At 42.5% G+C, this 13,453-nt stretch carries 13 protein-coding genes and 1 riboswitch; of the genes, 5 read left to right on the forward strand and 8 right to left on the reverse strand.

All coding sequences use genetic code 11. The features are described 5' to 3' along the window. Positions 1–208: 208 nt before the first annotated feature. Complete coding sequence (locus FG28_RS18630) at positions 209–1,711, forward strand: S10 family peptidase (RefSeq protein ID WP_036385507.1); 1,503 nt, start codon at positions 209–211, stop codon at positions 1,709–1,711. Positions 1,712–1,736: 25 nt separating this feature from the next. Further along, on the forward strand, positions 1,737–2,435 hold the full coding sequence (locus tag FG28_RS18635) for an NAD-dependent deacylase (RefSeq protein WP_036385509.1): 699 nt from the start codon (positions 1,737–1,739) through the stop codon (positions 2,433–2,435). Here FG28_RS18635 and FG28_RS18640 read toward each other — a convergent pair. Next, positions 2,398–2,871 (reverse strand): heme-binding domain-containing protein, encoded by a 474-nt coding sequence (locus FG28_RS18640; protein ID WP_036386877.1) that lies wholly within the window; start codon positions 2,869–2,871, stop codon positions 2,398–2,400. The genes FG28_RS18635 and FG28_RS18640 overlap by 38 nt on opposite strands. A 31-nt stretch (positions 2,872–2,902) precedes the next feature. On the opposite strand from FG28_RS18640, the gene FG28_RS18645 reads away from it, so the two are divergent. Together FG28_RS18645 and purB are read left to right on the forward strand one after the other, a co-directional pair. Then, positions 2,903–3,475, forward strand: a complete 573-nt coding sequence (locus FG28_RS18645; RefSeq protein ID WP_036385510.1) for a hypothetical protein — start codon at positions 2,903–2,905, stop codon at positions 3,473–3,475. A gap of 47 nt (positions 3,476–3,522) precedes the next feature. Beyond that, the gene (gene purB, locus FG28_RS18650) at positions 3,523–4,866 is read left to right on the forward strand and encodes an adenylosuccinate lyase (protein ID WP_036385512.1); all 1,344 of its coding nucleotides are present in this window, start codon (positions 3,523–3,525) and stop codon (positions 4,864–4,866) included. A 7-nt stretch (positions 4,867–4,873) separates the two neighbouring features. Here purB and FG28_RS18655 read toward each other — a convergent pair whose 3' ends face one another. The 6 genes from FG28_RS18655 to FG28_RS18680 all read right to left on the reverse strand — a co-directional run bounded on the left by FG28_RS18655 (position 4,874) and on the right by FG28_RS18680 (position 9,496). Next, a complete protein-coding gene (locus FG28_RS18655; protein WP_036385514.1) occupies positions 4,874–6,403 on the reverse strand; it encodes a tetratricopeptide repeat protein in 1,530 nt (509 codons plus the stop codon). Between the two features lie 49 nt (positions 6,404–6,452). After that, positions 6,453–7,268, reverse strand: a complete 816-nt coding sequence (locus tag FG28_RS18660) for a mechanosensitive ion channel family protein (protein WP_036385516.1) — start codon at positions 7,266–7,268, stop codon at positions 6,453–6,455. A gap of 112 nt (positions 7,269–7,380) precedes the next feature. Beyond that, positions 7,381–7,920: a DUF4252 domain-containing protein gene (locus tag FG28_RS18665; protein WP_036386878.1), complete on the reverse strand. Its 540-nt coding sequence runs from the start codon at positions 7,918–7,920 to the stop codon at positions 7,381–7,383. Between the two features lie 110 nt (positions 7,921–8,030). Continuing rightward, on the reverse strand, positions 8,031–8,570 hold the full coding sequence (locus tag FG28_RS18670; protein ID WP_036385517.1) for a DUF4252 domain-containing protein: 540 nt from the start codon (positions 8,568–8,570) through the stop codon (positions 8,031–8,033). 10 nt (positions 8,571–8,580) lie between these two features. Next, positions 8,581–9,000: a hypothetical protein gene (locus FG28_RS18675; protein ID WP_036385519.1), complete on the reverse strand. Its 420-nt coding sequence runs from the start codon at positions 8,998–9,000 to the stop codon at positions 8,581–8,583. Next, complete coding sequence (locus tag FG28_RS18680) at positions 8,987–9,496, reverse strand: RNA polymerase sigma factor (protein WP_036385521.1); 510 nt, start codon at positions 9,494–9,496, stop codon at positions 8,987–8,989. The genes FG28_RS18675 and FG28_RS18680 overlap by 14 nt, the downstream gene beginning before the upstream one ends. A 209-nt stretch (positions 9,497–9,705) precedes the next feature. Between FG28_RS18680 and FG28_RS18685 the strand changes: the two genes are divergently transcribed. Then, the gene (locus tag FG28_RS18685; RefSeq protein ID WP_036386879.1) at positions 9,706–11,202 is read left to right on the forward strand and encodes a S41 family peptidase; all 1,497 of its coding nucleotides are present in this window, start codon (positions 9,706–9,708) and stop codon (positions 11,200–11,202) included. A 26-nt stretch (positions 11,203–11,228) separates the two neighbouring features. On the opposite strand, the gene FG28_RS18690 is transcribed toward FG28_RS18685, so the two are convergent. Beyond that, positions 11,229–13,091: a TonB-dependent siderophore receptor gene (locus FG28_RS18690; RefSeq protein WP_036385523.1), complete on the reverse strand. Its 1,863-nt coding sequence runs from the start codon at positions 13,089–13,091 to the stop codon at positions 11,229–11,231. 68 nt (positions 13,092–13,159) lie between these two features. Further along, a riboswitch (cobalamin riboswitch) is annotated at positions 13,160–13,393 on the reverse strand. Positions 13,394–13,453 lie beyond the last annotated feature (60 nt).

The following is a 13,453-nucleotide window of genomic DNA, read 5'->3' on the forward strand; positions in this document are numbered from 1 at the left end:
TACCTTGAAATAGAAAATTAAACCTATTTATGGCCTTAAAACATAATCTTTTTTACCATAAATGGATTACCTAATATAATTGCCAAGCCAAAAACAGTTGTACTTACTGAGCCGTTATAAGCACCTGAACATTTTTTGCCGCATCATTTTAGAGCACTCTCAGAATCCCCTGCCCTTTTCCTATATTTATCGGAACAAACCCAACACCATGAAAAAAATACATGTTCTCTTGGTCAGCTTGCTGATGGTAGTGCCTGTTTTCGCGCAGAAAACAGAAAAAGATTCGCTTTCCGTACCGGAGCCAAAGTCTTTTGAAAGCACCCACCAGATTACCAATGGCGGTAAATTGATCAAATACAAGGCCATTGCCTCCGAAACCTTTCTGAAAAATGAATCCGGGGAATCCGTAGCTTCCCTGTGGTCGGTGGCGTATGTGCAAACCGGCACTGTTGATGTCGCAAAACGACCCGTCACTTTTGTGTTCAACGGTGGGCCTGGGTCAGCATCGGTTTGGTTGCATATGGGCATGTTTGGTCCGCAATTGGTCAAAGTGGATTCCGATGCCACTGTGGACGATGGAGCTGCTCCGTACACCCTCATCAACAATACTAATGGCATTTTGGACCTTACCGATTTGGTTTTTATTGATCCCGTGGGTACCGGTTACAGTAAAGTGATTGGAAAGGGCAAGGTTGAGGATTTTTGGGGGCTAACCGCAGATGCCAATTCCGTTGCGCAATTTATGCGGCAATGGATCAATGACAACAACCGCTGGATTTCCCCAAAATACATCATTGGAGAAAGTTTTGGAACCACCAGAGCTGCAGGAGTGGCCAACGCCTTGGAAGGCAACGGTCAGGATATGGCCCTAAACGGCCTGATTTTAATTTCACAGGCACTGGATTATGCAGGTTCCACATCGGTTCATAATAACATTACTTCCTATCTCACCTATCTGCCCAGTATGGCCGCCACAGCCTGGTACCACAAAAAGGCGGGGCAAGACAAATCCTTGGAGGCCTTTGTGGATGAATGTCGAGATTTCACCTACAACACCTATGCTCCTGCACTCTACAAAGGTTCCCTCCTAACAGATGCTGAAAAAAATAAGATTGCCGACCAACTTGGCTATTTTATGGGCTTGGACAAAGCGTATATCCTAAAATCTAACCTAAGGGTTTTGGTGCCTCGTTTCCAAAAACAACTCTTGTCTGATGAAGGCCTTACCGTGGGTCGTTTGGATGGACGCTTTATGGGCGACGAAGTCGATAAACTATCGGACGGGCCACATCTTGGTGATCCCGCCAGCTATCAGATAAGCTCGGCCTATACAGCTGCCCTCAACCATTATTTTGCCACAACACTCCATGTGAAAATGGACAGGCCTTACTTGACCGGCAATGATGCTATTTACGACAAATGGAACTGGAAACCAGTAGCCAAGGAAAAGGGTTGGGAACCTTCGTATGTAAATGTGTCCCAAAAACTGGGCGAGACCATGCGAAGAAATACGGGTATGAAGGTGATGGTAGCCAGTGGCTATTACGATTTGATTTGTCCGTTTTTTGATGCAGAATATACCTTTTCCCGAAACGGTATTGAACGAGACAAAATACAGATGTTCTATTACGAGGCAGGTCATATGATGTATACCCATGAGCCCGACCTTGTAAAATTGGCGCAGGATGTCCGAACCTTTTTGTCGAATTAAATGAATACTTTAAAAACCCAATAACATGCCCAAAAAGAAAGTCGTTGTCCTTACCGGAGCTGGAATGAGTGCCGAAAGTGGTCTAAAGACCTTTAGGGATGCCGATGGACTTTGGGAAGGTCATGATGTTATGGAAGTGGCTTCACCTCAAGGTTTTGCCTGGAATCCAGAGTTGGTATTGGATTTTTACAACCAGCGGAGACGGCAGTTGTTGGAAGTTAGTCCCAATGCAGGGCATTTGGCGTTGGCCACATTGGAACAGCATTTTGATGTAAGCATCGTCACACAAAATGTGGACAACCTCCACGAACAAGCAGGTAGTTCGCATGTAGTGCACCTCCATGGCGAGCTGTTTAAGGTGCGCAGCACCCGCGATGAAACCTATATTTTGGATTGGAACACGGATTTGGTCCTGGGTGACGTGGATAAAGATGGGCATCAACTACGTCCCCATATTGTTTGGTTCGGGGAAATGGTTCCGATGATGGAAACTGCGGCCCATATTACCCAACAAGCCGATATTTTGATTATTATAGGAACTTCCATGCAGGTATATCCAGCCGCTGGATTGGTTCACTACGCACCAAAACAAATCCCAATCCATTTTGTGGACCCCAAACCCACGGTGCGTTCAACGGATTTTGCCAATCTTACGGTACGGGCAGAAACCGCCGCGAAAGGTGTTCCTATTCTTGTTGAAGAGCTGATTCGTAGTTGGACCTAGCCGCTTTGGCCCAGTCCATCAACGCATTTTTCTGGGATTCATCCAAGCGCGCGTCGTAGTGGGTCCAGGTGTATTCCTTTAAAGGCATTTCGCCTTCCTCAACCTCCTCAACCAGTTCTTCCAACTTATGGTCTTTCTTTTTTATGGTATAGTTTTCCCAATCCGAAAAGTTCAAATGCTCCTTGCCTTCCTCTATATGGTCGGCCAACCAATAGGAAACGGGCGCAATGTTATTGTACCAAGGATAAACGGTATTGGCGCTATGGCAATCATAACAAGCACTTTTTAAAATGCTTTTTACCTCGGTATTGGGTTGGGTTTCCGTTTCAAAAGCAGCCACAAAATCCCCTTCCGCCTGGTTTTTTTCAGGTCTAAAAAACTGCATTCCGATAAAAATTACCAGCAATGCAATTGCTATTTTTTTTACTATTTTCATCGCACAAGATTTCCCATAAAGATACGCCATTGTGACCAAAAATGAGCTACATATTTACCTTCACTCGGGAAGACTTTCCAAGGCCGATGTGGACCAACTCGTTGCCAAACTTACACTTCAGCCCGACTTGGTCGGGCCGCTTCTAAAAGAGATTCTGATAGAAGAAAAAGAAGGTACCTATAATGCCAGCTGGACGTTTCGGCATCTTATGCAGACGAAATTGGATTATTTATTGCCTTTTTTGAACGAATTCACTGAAATGTTGGGCAACTTAACGTCCGAAGCGACCATCCGTGCCATGGCTTGTGTTTGTGAGATGGTGTGCGTGGCGTATTTCAAAAAGAAAGATCTGACCTTCCTCAAGAATTGTAGTGATGAGCAACTGGATAAAATCATGACGGCCTGTTTTGATTGGCTCATCAGTGACATGAACATGGCTCCAAAGGTCTTTTCCATGACCAGTCTCTATTATTTGGGGCTAAAATTCGATTGGGTCCACCCTGAGTTACGACAGATTCTGGAAGACACCTACGCCTCTGGTACCACGGGCTATCAAAACCGGGCCAAAAAAACCCTGGACAAGTTGGCCCAAATAGGCCGTTAACTCTTGGAGTTTAAGTATCTTTGCAACTTTCAAAATTGTTCGCAAAAATGTCCCTAACACAACTCAACGCCATTTCACCCATTGATGGCCGATATAGAAACAAGACCAAAAGCCTGAAGGATTATTTTTCTGAAGAGGCGCTTATCAAGTACCGTGTTCAGGTTGAAATTGAATATTTCATCGCGCTTTGTGAAATTCCACTGCCCCAATTGGCGGATTTTGATACGAAGAAATTCCCCGAACTGCAGAATATCTACAGGAGTTTTTCATCGGAAGATGCGCAATCCATCAAAGTGATTGAAAAAGTTACCAATCATGATGTAAAGGCAGTTGAGTATTTCATCAAACAGCAATTTGATGCGTTGGGATTGGAAAAACATAAGGAGTTCATCCATTTTGGGCTGACTTCACAGGACATCAACAACACCGCCATTCCGCTTTCCATCAAAGAGGCGATGAATGAGGTGTATGTCCCTTCCTATTTTGAGGTGTTTGAAAAATTAAAGAAACTGGCCAGCGAATGGGAGAACATCCCCATGTTGGCACGTACACATGGGCAACCCGCCTCCCCCACTCGTTTGGGCAAAGAGATTGAGGTGTTTGTGGAACGGTTCAAAGAGCAGTTCAATTTATTGAACGATATTCCGAGTGCAGCTAAATTTGGGGGTGCTACCGGAAATTACAACGCCCACAAGGTTGCCTATCCCCAAACGGATTGGAAAGCTTTTGGAAAACAATTTGTTCAAGAGAAATTGGGCTTGCACCACTCCTTTCCTACCACCCAGATTGAGCATTACGATCACATGGCTGCGCTTTTTGATACTTTAAAACGCATCAATACCATCCTTATTGATTTGGACCGGGACTTCTGGACCTATATTTCCATGGATTACTTTAAGCAGAAAATCAAAAAAGGGGAAGTCGGTTCCTCAGCGATGCCGCATAAGGTAAACCCTATCGATTTTGAAAATTCTGAAGGAAATTTGGGATTGGCCAATGCCATTTTTGAGCATTTATCCGCCAAACTGCCCATTTCCAGATTGCAACGCGATTTAACGGACAGTACCGTATTGCGAAATGTGGGCGTTCCTTTTGCGCATACCTTGGTTGGATTTCAATCTACGTTAAAAGGGTTGAACAAATTGGTGTTGAACCAAAACAAGTTTGAACAGGATTTGGAAAACAATTGGGCCGTAGTGGCGGAGGCCATCCAGACCATTTTGCGTCGTGAAGGCTATCCCAATCCCTACGAAGCCCTAAAAGGCTTGACCCGCACCAATGAGAAAATCACCCAAAAGTCCATTGCGGATTTTATTGAAACCTTGGAGGTTTCTAATGCCATTAAATCAGAATTAAAGCAAATTACTCCTGCGAATTATACGGGGGTGTAGGTTGGCTTTATTTCTTTAATTGCTCCAATCGGTTGATGGCATTTTGATTTTGAGGATTTAACGCTAACGACTTTTTAAAACTTTCAATTGCCTTTTCTTTGTCACCCATAAACAAATATCCTTCTGCCAAACTATCATAAAGATTCCACGAATTCGGATACAGTTTTGTTGCCAATAAAAACACTTGTATTCCTTGCGATGCAGTATTAGGATTAAAGACCAGTTGTAGTCCAAGTACGTTTAAATTGCCCTCCGGTATCTTGAAAGAAGGATAGCTCTCAATTGTTGCATCGTATAACTGGAAGAGGTTTTGATAGTTCTGGCTGGAGGCCAAGTCATTAAAATCCTGAAAACTGAAAGCACTCTGCTCCGGTTGTTTGATGCTTTGGCTTACTAACCCATTTCCATCTCCATTTCCTGAAGAATCATCTTCAATGAAATTTAATGCGCTTTCATTCTTGTTCAAAGTAGCTTCTAAAAAATTCAATGTGTACGTCGCCACCCATTTATAGGATTCCATGATTTCCGAATCACTTTTGTCCTGCCTTTTGTCCCTATTTTCGAAGAGCGCGCCCAATGTACTGAAATAGCTATGCGTAAGGTTTTGGAATTTCAAGCGATACGACCTGGCATTTGTTATACTGTCATACAATTGGAACTTCGTATTGAGCTCAGCGTCAATCTTGTCTTCTCTTAAGACGATTTCAGGAATATCCTTCTGCGCCATATGAATATATGGAACATCTATTTTTTGGGGATCAAAAAACGCAGATTGACTAAGCAGTCCATATTGGTATCTTTCTGTTCCATCAAGGCTGACAATCGCTTTAACCTTATCATTCCGATTTTGCACAATAATATTTGACAAACCACCAAAGCTAAAGCCCATAATCGCAATTTTATCAAAATCCACAATTGGAAATTTCCCCGCCTCTTTCATCAAAAACTCTACATCCCTGGCCTGCGTCTCAATCTCCTTTGCACTGTTGTTGGTGAACCAACGCGTTTCGGTTCCCCGACTTGGGCTTGACACCACCACAAAACCGTGACTTGCCAAATATTCGCAAAGGGCAAAGTTCTCGATGGATGATGCTTGGAAACTTGGCGTATAGACAATTACCGGATATTTTTCTTTTCCGAATTCTGCATTGGCATAAGCTGTTGTTTGTTCAATAAGGTGTTTTTGATTTTCAGGCGTATTGGAATAATTAAACCAATTTAATATTTGTTCATTGGGCAAATATTCCCATTCCTCTTCTTCTTTGAGAATCTCAAGGTAATCTAAAACCGTCAACGACTCTTTGTCTACCAAATTTCTCTCAGAAGGATACCAAATACTTACAGGAATTGGTCTGGCCATCTTTTTGTTTGAATAATCAAGTATTCTGCTGTACGTTCTGGTACTATCTGAAGTTGTGTAATGCTTAAATCCAACATTATATTTTCCATTTTCGAGGTCGATTTCCTTGAGCGAGGTTTGTGCGGCAATACGATTGATTTGAAAAAGTATCAATACCAGAAGAATCGTTAATCTCATAACAATTTAGTTAGTGTTTACTTTCAAAGATTCAATTATTCATTAATTGTTACTCCTTCCGCTCAATGTTTATGCGATGTGGGTATGGAATCTCAATTCCGGCTTTATCTAAGGCCAGTTTGCAATTTTCATAGGTAGTAAAATAGACATCCCAATAATCTTGGGGCTGGCAAAAGGGACGTACCGCAAAATTCACGGAGCTATCTGCCAATTCCAATACGTTTACGGAGGGTGCTGGCTCTTGTAACACCTTTGGGTTGTCGGTCAACACCTTCAGCAACACCTCTTTGGTCTTTTTAATGTCTTCCCCATACCCTACTCCAATTACAGTGTCTACGCGCATGCGTCCCTCGGCGGTATAGTTGATGATATTTCCATTGGCCATGGCTCCGTTGGGAACAATGGCCAGTTTATTTTGTGGTGTGACCAATTTGGTGGTAAAAATCTCTATCCCTTTGACCACACCTAATACCCCTTGGGCCTCAATCAGGTCTCCAATACGGTAGGGTTTAAACATCATAAGTAAGACCCCTCCTGCAAAGTTGGACAACGACCCTTGAAGTGCCAAGCCCACTGCCAAACCTGCAGCAGCTATTACCGCGGCAAAAGTGGTGACATCGACCCCTAATCGGGAAATCACGATAATGATCAAGAAAATCTTGAGTGCCCACGAGAACAAATTCAATAAAAACCGTTGCAAGGATTCGTCATATTTGCTTTTGGACATTACTTTTCGAGTGCCTCCCACGATTCTTTTGATTATCCACATCCCAACTATGTAGATGAGGATGGCTGTGATGAGTTTTGGGCCAAATTCCTTGGCTAGGTCTAAACCGTAGTTCATCCATTCTTCTGCTTTTTCCATGACGTTGGTGATTTGTTAGTGTTCTTATAATGAGACACTAAGATAAAAATAAGGTCACAAAAAAAGGGCAACTGTTGTTGCCCTTTTTATCGTTTATTGATTGATGTATTTTTTAACCTTTCAAGAAATCGCCTATTTCCCCCAGGCCTTCTCCTTTATAATCTGATTTTTGAATGGCTTGCATAAGTTGCACAATATGGGCTGGGTTCATGTCCTTACCCAAAACCCGTACTAAGGCAAAGCCTTTATCATCGCTATCGCCATAAATAATGACCTCATCTATGGCATCTTCATCTCCCAAATACTTGATCACGCCTTTACCATATTTGGAATTGATCTTCATTAACTCTACAAAGTCATCACCCTTTAAAATTTCACGTACCTTCTTCCGTTCCACTTCGTACTCCATTGCATTGTCAGAATTCTTTTTAAAGGCCAACAGGTTGAACTTTCGCAAGGATTCCACCGCCTCTTTTTGGGTAGCATTCAAATCCACCGCATCCATTTTAAGGATGCTGGCCGGAAGGTCTATGGAAATGAAATTAGGATTCTCCGAATTGTCCACATAATATTCTTGCAGACTCTGTTGCGAGGAACAGGAAGCCAAAAGTATGGCTCCTAGTACCAAAACGCTTTTTAAAATATGTTTCATCATGTTCTTTTTTTGATTGATTGCTTTACTGCAAATCGGCTGACAGTAATTGGTAGCTGTTTGATGTATTTTGTTACATCGCAACCGATCACTGTCAACCGTTACACCTCTTAGTTGTTCTTTCCTGCTTTGTTCAACTCTTCAGGAAGGTTCATTTTCTTGGTCAACGAATTGATCTTGTTCAAATCAATATCCCCGGTAAGGGAGAGCAACACGGTCTCTATTTTTCGTCCGTCGGCCTCAATCTCTTTAATATCACTGACCAACATCAAAAGTTCACTCACATGATTGTCATCCCTGCCTTGTTTAATGTAGAACTTCACATTGGCATCTTTGTCCTTCACACGCATAAGCTCTTCCATTTTTGAAGATTTCAAGTAACTGTTCACGGAAGACTTCATATCCGAGCCTATACTTTCATTATCGGTGGTGAACACCTTCAAACTTTGCAGGCTACTGGCTATGTCCATAAAATCTCTGGCTTCAGGGTCGTCCACTTCCACATCTATTTTTGCCAAAAGGTTGAACATGCTTTTGTTCACTACCACTGAGGTTACGTCGTCCATGTCCTCAAATCTGTCAAACAAGGACTGTGAGAATCCCGATAAGGGCAGAACGGCGATTAAAACGATTAAAATATTTCTTTTCATTTTTTACGATTTAATTGTTGTTGTAAATTTTTTGTTTTGCTTCTTCAAACTCCTTCAAATACGCTACTTTTTCTGTGCCTCGGTTAAAGTTCTCCGCCAAGAGTTCAAAAGCCTTTTTGGTTTCTTCGTAAGCGTACTCTGCTTTCTTTTTTTCTTGGTATTGATTACCAAAATAGATGCCAAAGGTCAACACGGCCACCGCAGCAACGGAAATCCACTTGTAATAGTTTACGCTAGGTTTTAATGGAACCTGCTTGGTGTAGCGTTCTTCCTTGGCCATGGAAAAGTAATTGAACATGGGTTTATATTGCTCAAGATGTGTGGCCACTTTCTCTTGAGAGAAATACGCCCGGAGCTGTTCCTCCTCGGCCACCGTTGTATTGGCCTCAAAGTACTTTTCCACTAATTTTTCTATGTTATCCAATTCCATAGCTATGCTTTTTTATCAATTCTTCACGTACTGTTTTTCGTGCCCTGGACAGTGTCACCCTTACTGCGGTGGGTTTCATGTCCAATAGATCACATATTTCGTCAAACTCGTATTGTTCCACATCGCGCAGTTGCAATACCATTTTCTGCTGTTCCGGTAATTCTTCCATGATGCGCTCCATCCAACTTACACTATCTTCTGCCTCTAATTGGCGTTGTAACGAAGTGCTTTCATCACTGTAATTGCTGTGCACTAACTTTAGGTTCCCGGCCTGTTTGGATTTTAATCGGTCCAAACAAAAATTCTTGGTCATGGTCATGGCAAAGGCTTCCACATTATTGTAGGTTTCCATCACCTCGTTTTTAGACCATAGTTTCAGCAAAATCTCCTGTGTGGCATCCTCCGCTTCTTCCCGAGATACCAACAGGCGCTTTGCCAGTCGGTAGAGCTTATCCTTAAAGGGCATTACCACATTTAAAAATTCAGCTTGTTTCATTGGTTGTTTTCGTTGTTTCAAGTCGCATTTATCGACCTACACTATCACGACGACGCATATCGAAATTTGTTACAAAAAATTTGTAATCTGCGTTTATGTGCCTATTTTGTAGCACAAATTCGTAAGAATTTTTAAAATCGCCGCCTAACTTACCAACCTCTTTTGTTTATAATGGAATGAAAATTGAGGAGTTCCGTAAAAACTTAGCTATGAAAAAATATGTTCTTCTGTTTTTGGGGCTATCATTGCTCGTAACAGCGTGTAGTGATGATGACAACCAAATCAAAAATGGGGAGACCCCCAAATTACTTGCAGGTTCTGATGCCATAACCCAACATTTTATGTGGCAGGCCATGAACCTCTGGTATTTTTGGCAAGGCGATGTTGATGTTTTGTCCGATACCCGATTTTCTTCGGATGCACAATACACCGAATTTTTAGAGCAAACTCCAAATCCTGCTGATTTTTATTATGATGTTCTTCTCTTTGGCGAAGACCGATTCAGTTTTTTGAACGACGACTATACCGAACTGGTCAATAATCTTTCGGGTGTATCCCGAAGCAATGGCCTGGAATTTAATCTGGTACAGTTTTCCGAAGGTGATGGTGTCTTTGGATATGTGCTATACATTGTTCCTGATTCTGATGCTTCAACCAAAAATATTCAAAGAGGGGATGTTTTTACCCGTGTGGACGGTCAACAACTTACTATCGACAACTACATTAGTCTATTATATGGAAGCAATACCACCTACACCTTAGGTATGGCAGATGTGGTGGGCGATCAAATTGTGGACAACGATACTGAGGTAACTTTGACCAAGATTGAAAACCAAGTGGAAGACCCTATTTTGGTGGCTGAAACCTTGGATGTCAATGGCACTAAAGTTGCCTATTTAATGTACAACCGATTCCTGAGCAATTTTAATGAACAGCTCAATGCTGCTTTTGGTGAATTTGTTGCCGATGGTGCCACCGAACTCGTTTTGGATATGCGCTACAACCCCGGTGGTTCTGTTAACACCTCGCGTCTTTTGGCAAGTATGGTCTATGGCACCAATACGAGTGACCTATATATTAGACAGCGATGGAATGCCAAAGTTCAGGAACAGCTAAGTGATGACCAATTGGAGGATTATTTTGCCAATTCCACGGGTGCCAGTGCCATCAACTCACTTAATTTAAGCAGGGTTTTTGTTATCGCCACCAACGATTCGGCCTCTGCCAGTGAGTTGGTCATGAACGGTCTGGCTCCTTATGTTGAGGTAATTCACATAGGGGAAACCACTAGAGGGAAAAATGAGTTCTCCATCACCTTGGTTGATGACCCTGGAAATGGTTTTGTGTACAGTAGTAGTCGTGAGAACAATATCAATTCCGATAATAGTTGGGGGTTGCAACCCTTGGTGGGTAGAAATGAAAATGCCGATGGGTTTTATGATTACACTGATGGTCTTTCCCCGGATATCATTTTGCTGGAAGATATTGCCAACCTCGGTGTCCTAGGAGATCCCAATGAGCCTCTGTTGGCACGTGCCCTTGAGGAAATTACCGGGATTTCCGCCAAAAAGAGCTTTACAGCACAGCAAATGCCTGCAAAATCCTTTGCTAGCTCGAGGTTTCACACCCCTGTCAGGGACAATATGTATTTGGATAAACCTTTGAATATTGATTTCAACCAGATTAACAATCTTATAATCGAATAAAAAAAGCGGCCAGTGGCCGCTTTTCTTTATAGGTTTAAGTTCATTCCAATCCTAAAATTTCGCCCTCTTGTCGTAAACCCAAGGATTTCGGTGTAATCTTCATTCAACAGGTTTTCTGCACTTAAGAAAAAATTGAGCTTATCTGGAATCACCTCATGCCCAAGATATAGATTCACTAGAGAAAATGACTCCAAAACCACATCGGTAAAGGTGCTAAAATCGGTGTCAAACCGTTCACCGGTGTAGGCATAGTTCAATGTTACATTGGTGGTTTCACAAAGCTGATAACCCAAATTTATATTGGCCTTGTGTTTGGGAATTCGGATGGCATTATCCCCTTTTCTTTCCGTAAAGGTGTAATTGGCGTCCAAAGTCAATTTTTCCGCTGCAAGCCATGAAGCCTCTATCTCTACCCCGTTGGCATCAATATCATCGGATAAGTTAATGCCCATAAAGTTTTGATCATAGCCAATCGTATTCTTTTCGTTTCGGTTAAAATACAAGGCACTTATCCTGAATCTCTTATTGATAGCATATTCAATTCCCCCTTCAAGGGTTCTGTTCTCTTCAGGCTCTAAATCGGGATTACCGCCAAAAGCCCCAAACAATTGCGTTAAATTCGGGGTAATATAAGACGTAGCATACGACCCCAAAAACTTCACATAGCCTTCGGAAGAGGAAAAAACATAGGATGGGTTCACATTGTAGACAAAATGGTTGCCATACTCTGAATGCGTGTTCAATCGTCCGCCCATATTCAGATTTAACCCAAAATCTGAAATGTAGACCACATTGGCATAAGGATCTACGATGGTAAATTCGGCCTCATCCGAAAAAACGGCCTTATCCTTACTGTAGTTCAAACCTAAAATCGTATGCCAGCGATCAGCAAAAATGTATTTGTTGTAAAGGTCCACTACTATGTTATTCCCTTCCGTGGTACTCTCCCCGAAAGTATCCTTTGAATTGGTTTCATAATCTGTGTAGGCGGCATTTAGTTGAATGGCGCCCTTACCATACCCAAAAGAGGATGACACCCCTACCCTTTTTTGGTCGTTTTTTCCAAAGTTTGGCGCCTCAGCAGAGGAAGCATCGTATTCATTGTTGTATTTGGTCTGATTACCATATACAGAAACTTGAAAATCCTCGGAAAATTGGTAGCCCAACCGTGCATTGGTGCTATAATGGGAAAAAACATCCTCCTCATTTTCTGGGGTCACCGCCGCCGAGAGCCCACTTCTATACCGATTGGAAAAATCCACAGCATAGTTGAATTTGTCCAACGTACCATTCACCGACACCGAATTGGCAAAACTTCCTAGATTGTAGTTCTGGTCCGCTGCGGTTTGACTGGTACCCGCACTGCTTTGAAAATTTCCGGCAATTGGCCTTTTAGAAGCCTTTTTCGTTGTGATGTTGATTACGGCAGTTGCCGCATTGGTTCCATACAGCGTACTGGCCGCTCCCTTGATGATTTCAATGGAGGCAATGGTGGATGGAGCCAGCAACCGCAAATCGTATTCCTGGGAAAATGTGGAAGGGTCAGAAACCCGAACCCCATCAATGATCACCAAGACCTGTTTTCCACGACCCCCTCGGGCAAACACCCCCAAGACATCGCCATCACGACCGCGACTTCCGGCTATTTCAATACCGCTTTTGGTATTGATGATTTCGGCTACGGTCTTACCTTGGTTTCGTTCCAATTCCTTGGCGGTGATTTTAATCACCGTTTTTCCTGAATTTTCACGTTTCAATTCAAATTTGGAATCACTCACCACCACTTCTTGCAATGTTTGCAGTGGAATGGAATCTTTCTGTTGTTCCTGCGCAGAAAGTCCGTTGCCCGCCAAAACAGCGGTACATACCCATAAATAACTTTTTTTCATTTCGTTTACGAGAATAAACGGGAGAATAGTATGATGCACATACGTAAACTTTTATCCCGAAAGTTTAACATTGTTTGTTTGAATTTGGCAGGTCTCCTGACTTGCGTCTTGCCAACGACCTTCCCACCCATTGGGCAGTGGTATTGAAGTTGTGGCAAGCACCTCCTACGTACTGATGCTCAAAAACATCAGTGCCGATTCGGCACAGCTTACAGTTGCGGGAACAGCTCCGGATTTGCACCGGATTCCCTTTTAATCATGTAAAACCAAGTTCTACATGAACCAAAATTCAGCGCGAATGTAATCAATCTGTTTAATCTTTTCTTGCAAAAGTTAAATAATCTTACTTTTGGGGCTATGGT

It is taken from the genome of Muricauda sp. MAR_2010_75 (genome assembly GCF_000745185.1).
Lineage (GTDB): Bacteria > Bacteroidota > Bacteroidia > Flavobacteriales > Flavobacteriaceae > Flagellimonas.

Bases quoted from the DNA above. Each gene is read 5' to 3' on its own strand.
- FG28_RS18640 (WP_036386877.1), bottom strand. From the start codon at position 2,871: ATGAAAATAGTAAAAAAAATAGCAATTGCATTGCTGGTAATTTTTATC.
- FG28_RS18655 (WP_036385514.1), bottom strand. From the start codon at position 6,403: ATGAGATTAACGATTCTTCTGGTATTGATACTTTTTCAAATCAATCGT.
- FG28_RS18675 (WP_036385519.1), bottom strand. From the start codon at position 9,000: ATGGAATTGGATAACATAGAAAAATTAGTGGAAAAGTACTTTGAGGCC.
- FG28_RS18685 (WP_036386879.1), top strand. From the start codon at position 9,706: ATGAAAAAATATGTTCTTCTGTTTTTGGGGCTATCATTGCTCGTAACA.
- FG28_RS18660 (WP_036385516.1), bottom strand. From the start codon at position 7,268: ATGGAAAAAGCAGAAGAATGGATGAACTACGGTTTAGACCTAGCCAAG.
- FG28_RS18630 (WP_036385507.1), top strand. From the start codon at position 209: ATGAAAAAAATACATGTTCTCTTGGTCAGCTTGCTGATGGTAGTGCCT.
- FG28_RS18665 (WP_036386878.1), bottom strand. From the start codon at position 7,920: ATGAAACATATTTTAAAAAGCGTTTTGGTACTAGGAGCCATACTTTTG.
- FG28_RS18680 (WP_036385521.1), bottom strand. From the start codon at position 9,496: ATGAAACAAGCTGAATTTTTAAATGTGGTAATGCCCTTTAAGGATAAG.
- FG28_RS18690 (WP_036385523.1), bottom strand. From the start codon at position 13,091: ATGAAAAAAAGTTATTTATGGGTATGTACCGCTGTTTTGGCGGGCAAC.
- FG28_RS18635 (WP_036385509.1), top strand. From the start codon at position 1,737: ATGCCCAAAAAGAAAGTCGTTGTCCTTACCGGAGCTGGAATGAGTGCC.
- FG28_RS18670 (WP_036385517.1), bottom strand. From the start codon at position 8,570: ATGAAAAGAAATATTTTAATCGTTTTAATCGCCGTTCTGCCCTTATCG.
- purB (WP_036385512.1), top strand. From the start codon at position 3,523: ATGTCCCTAACACAACTCAACGCCATTTCACCCATTGATGGCCGATAT.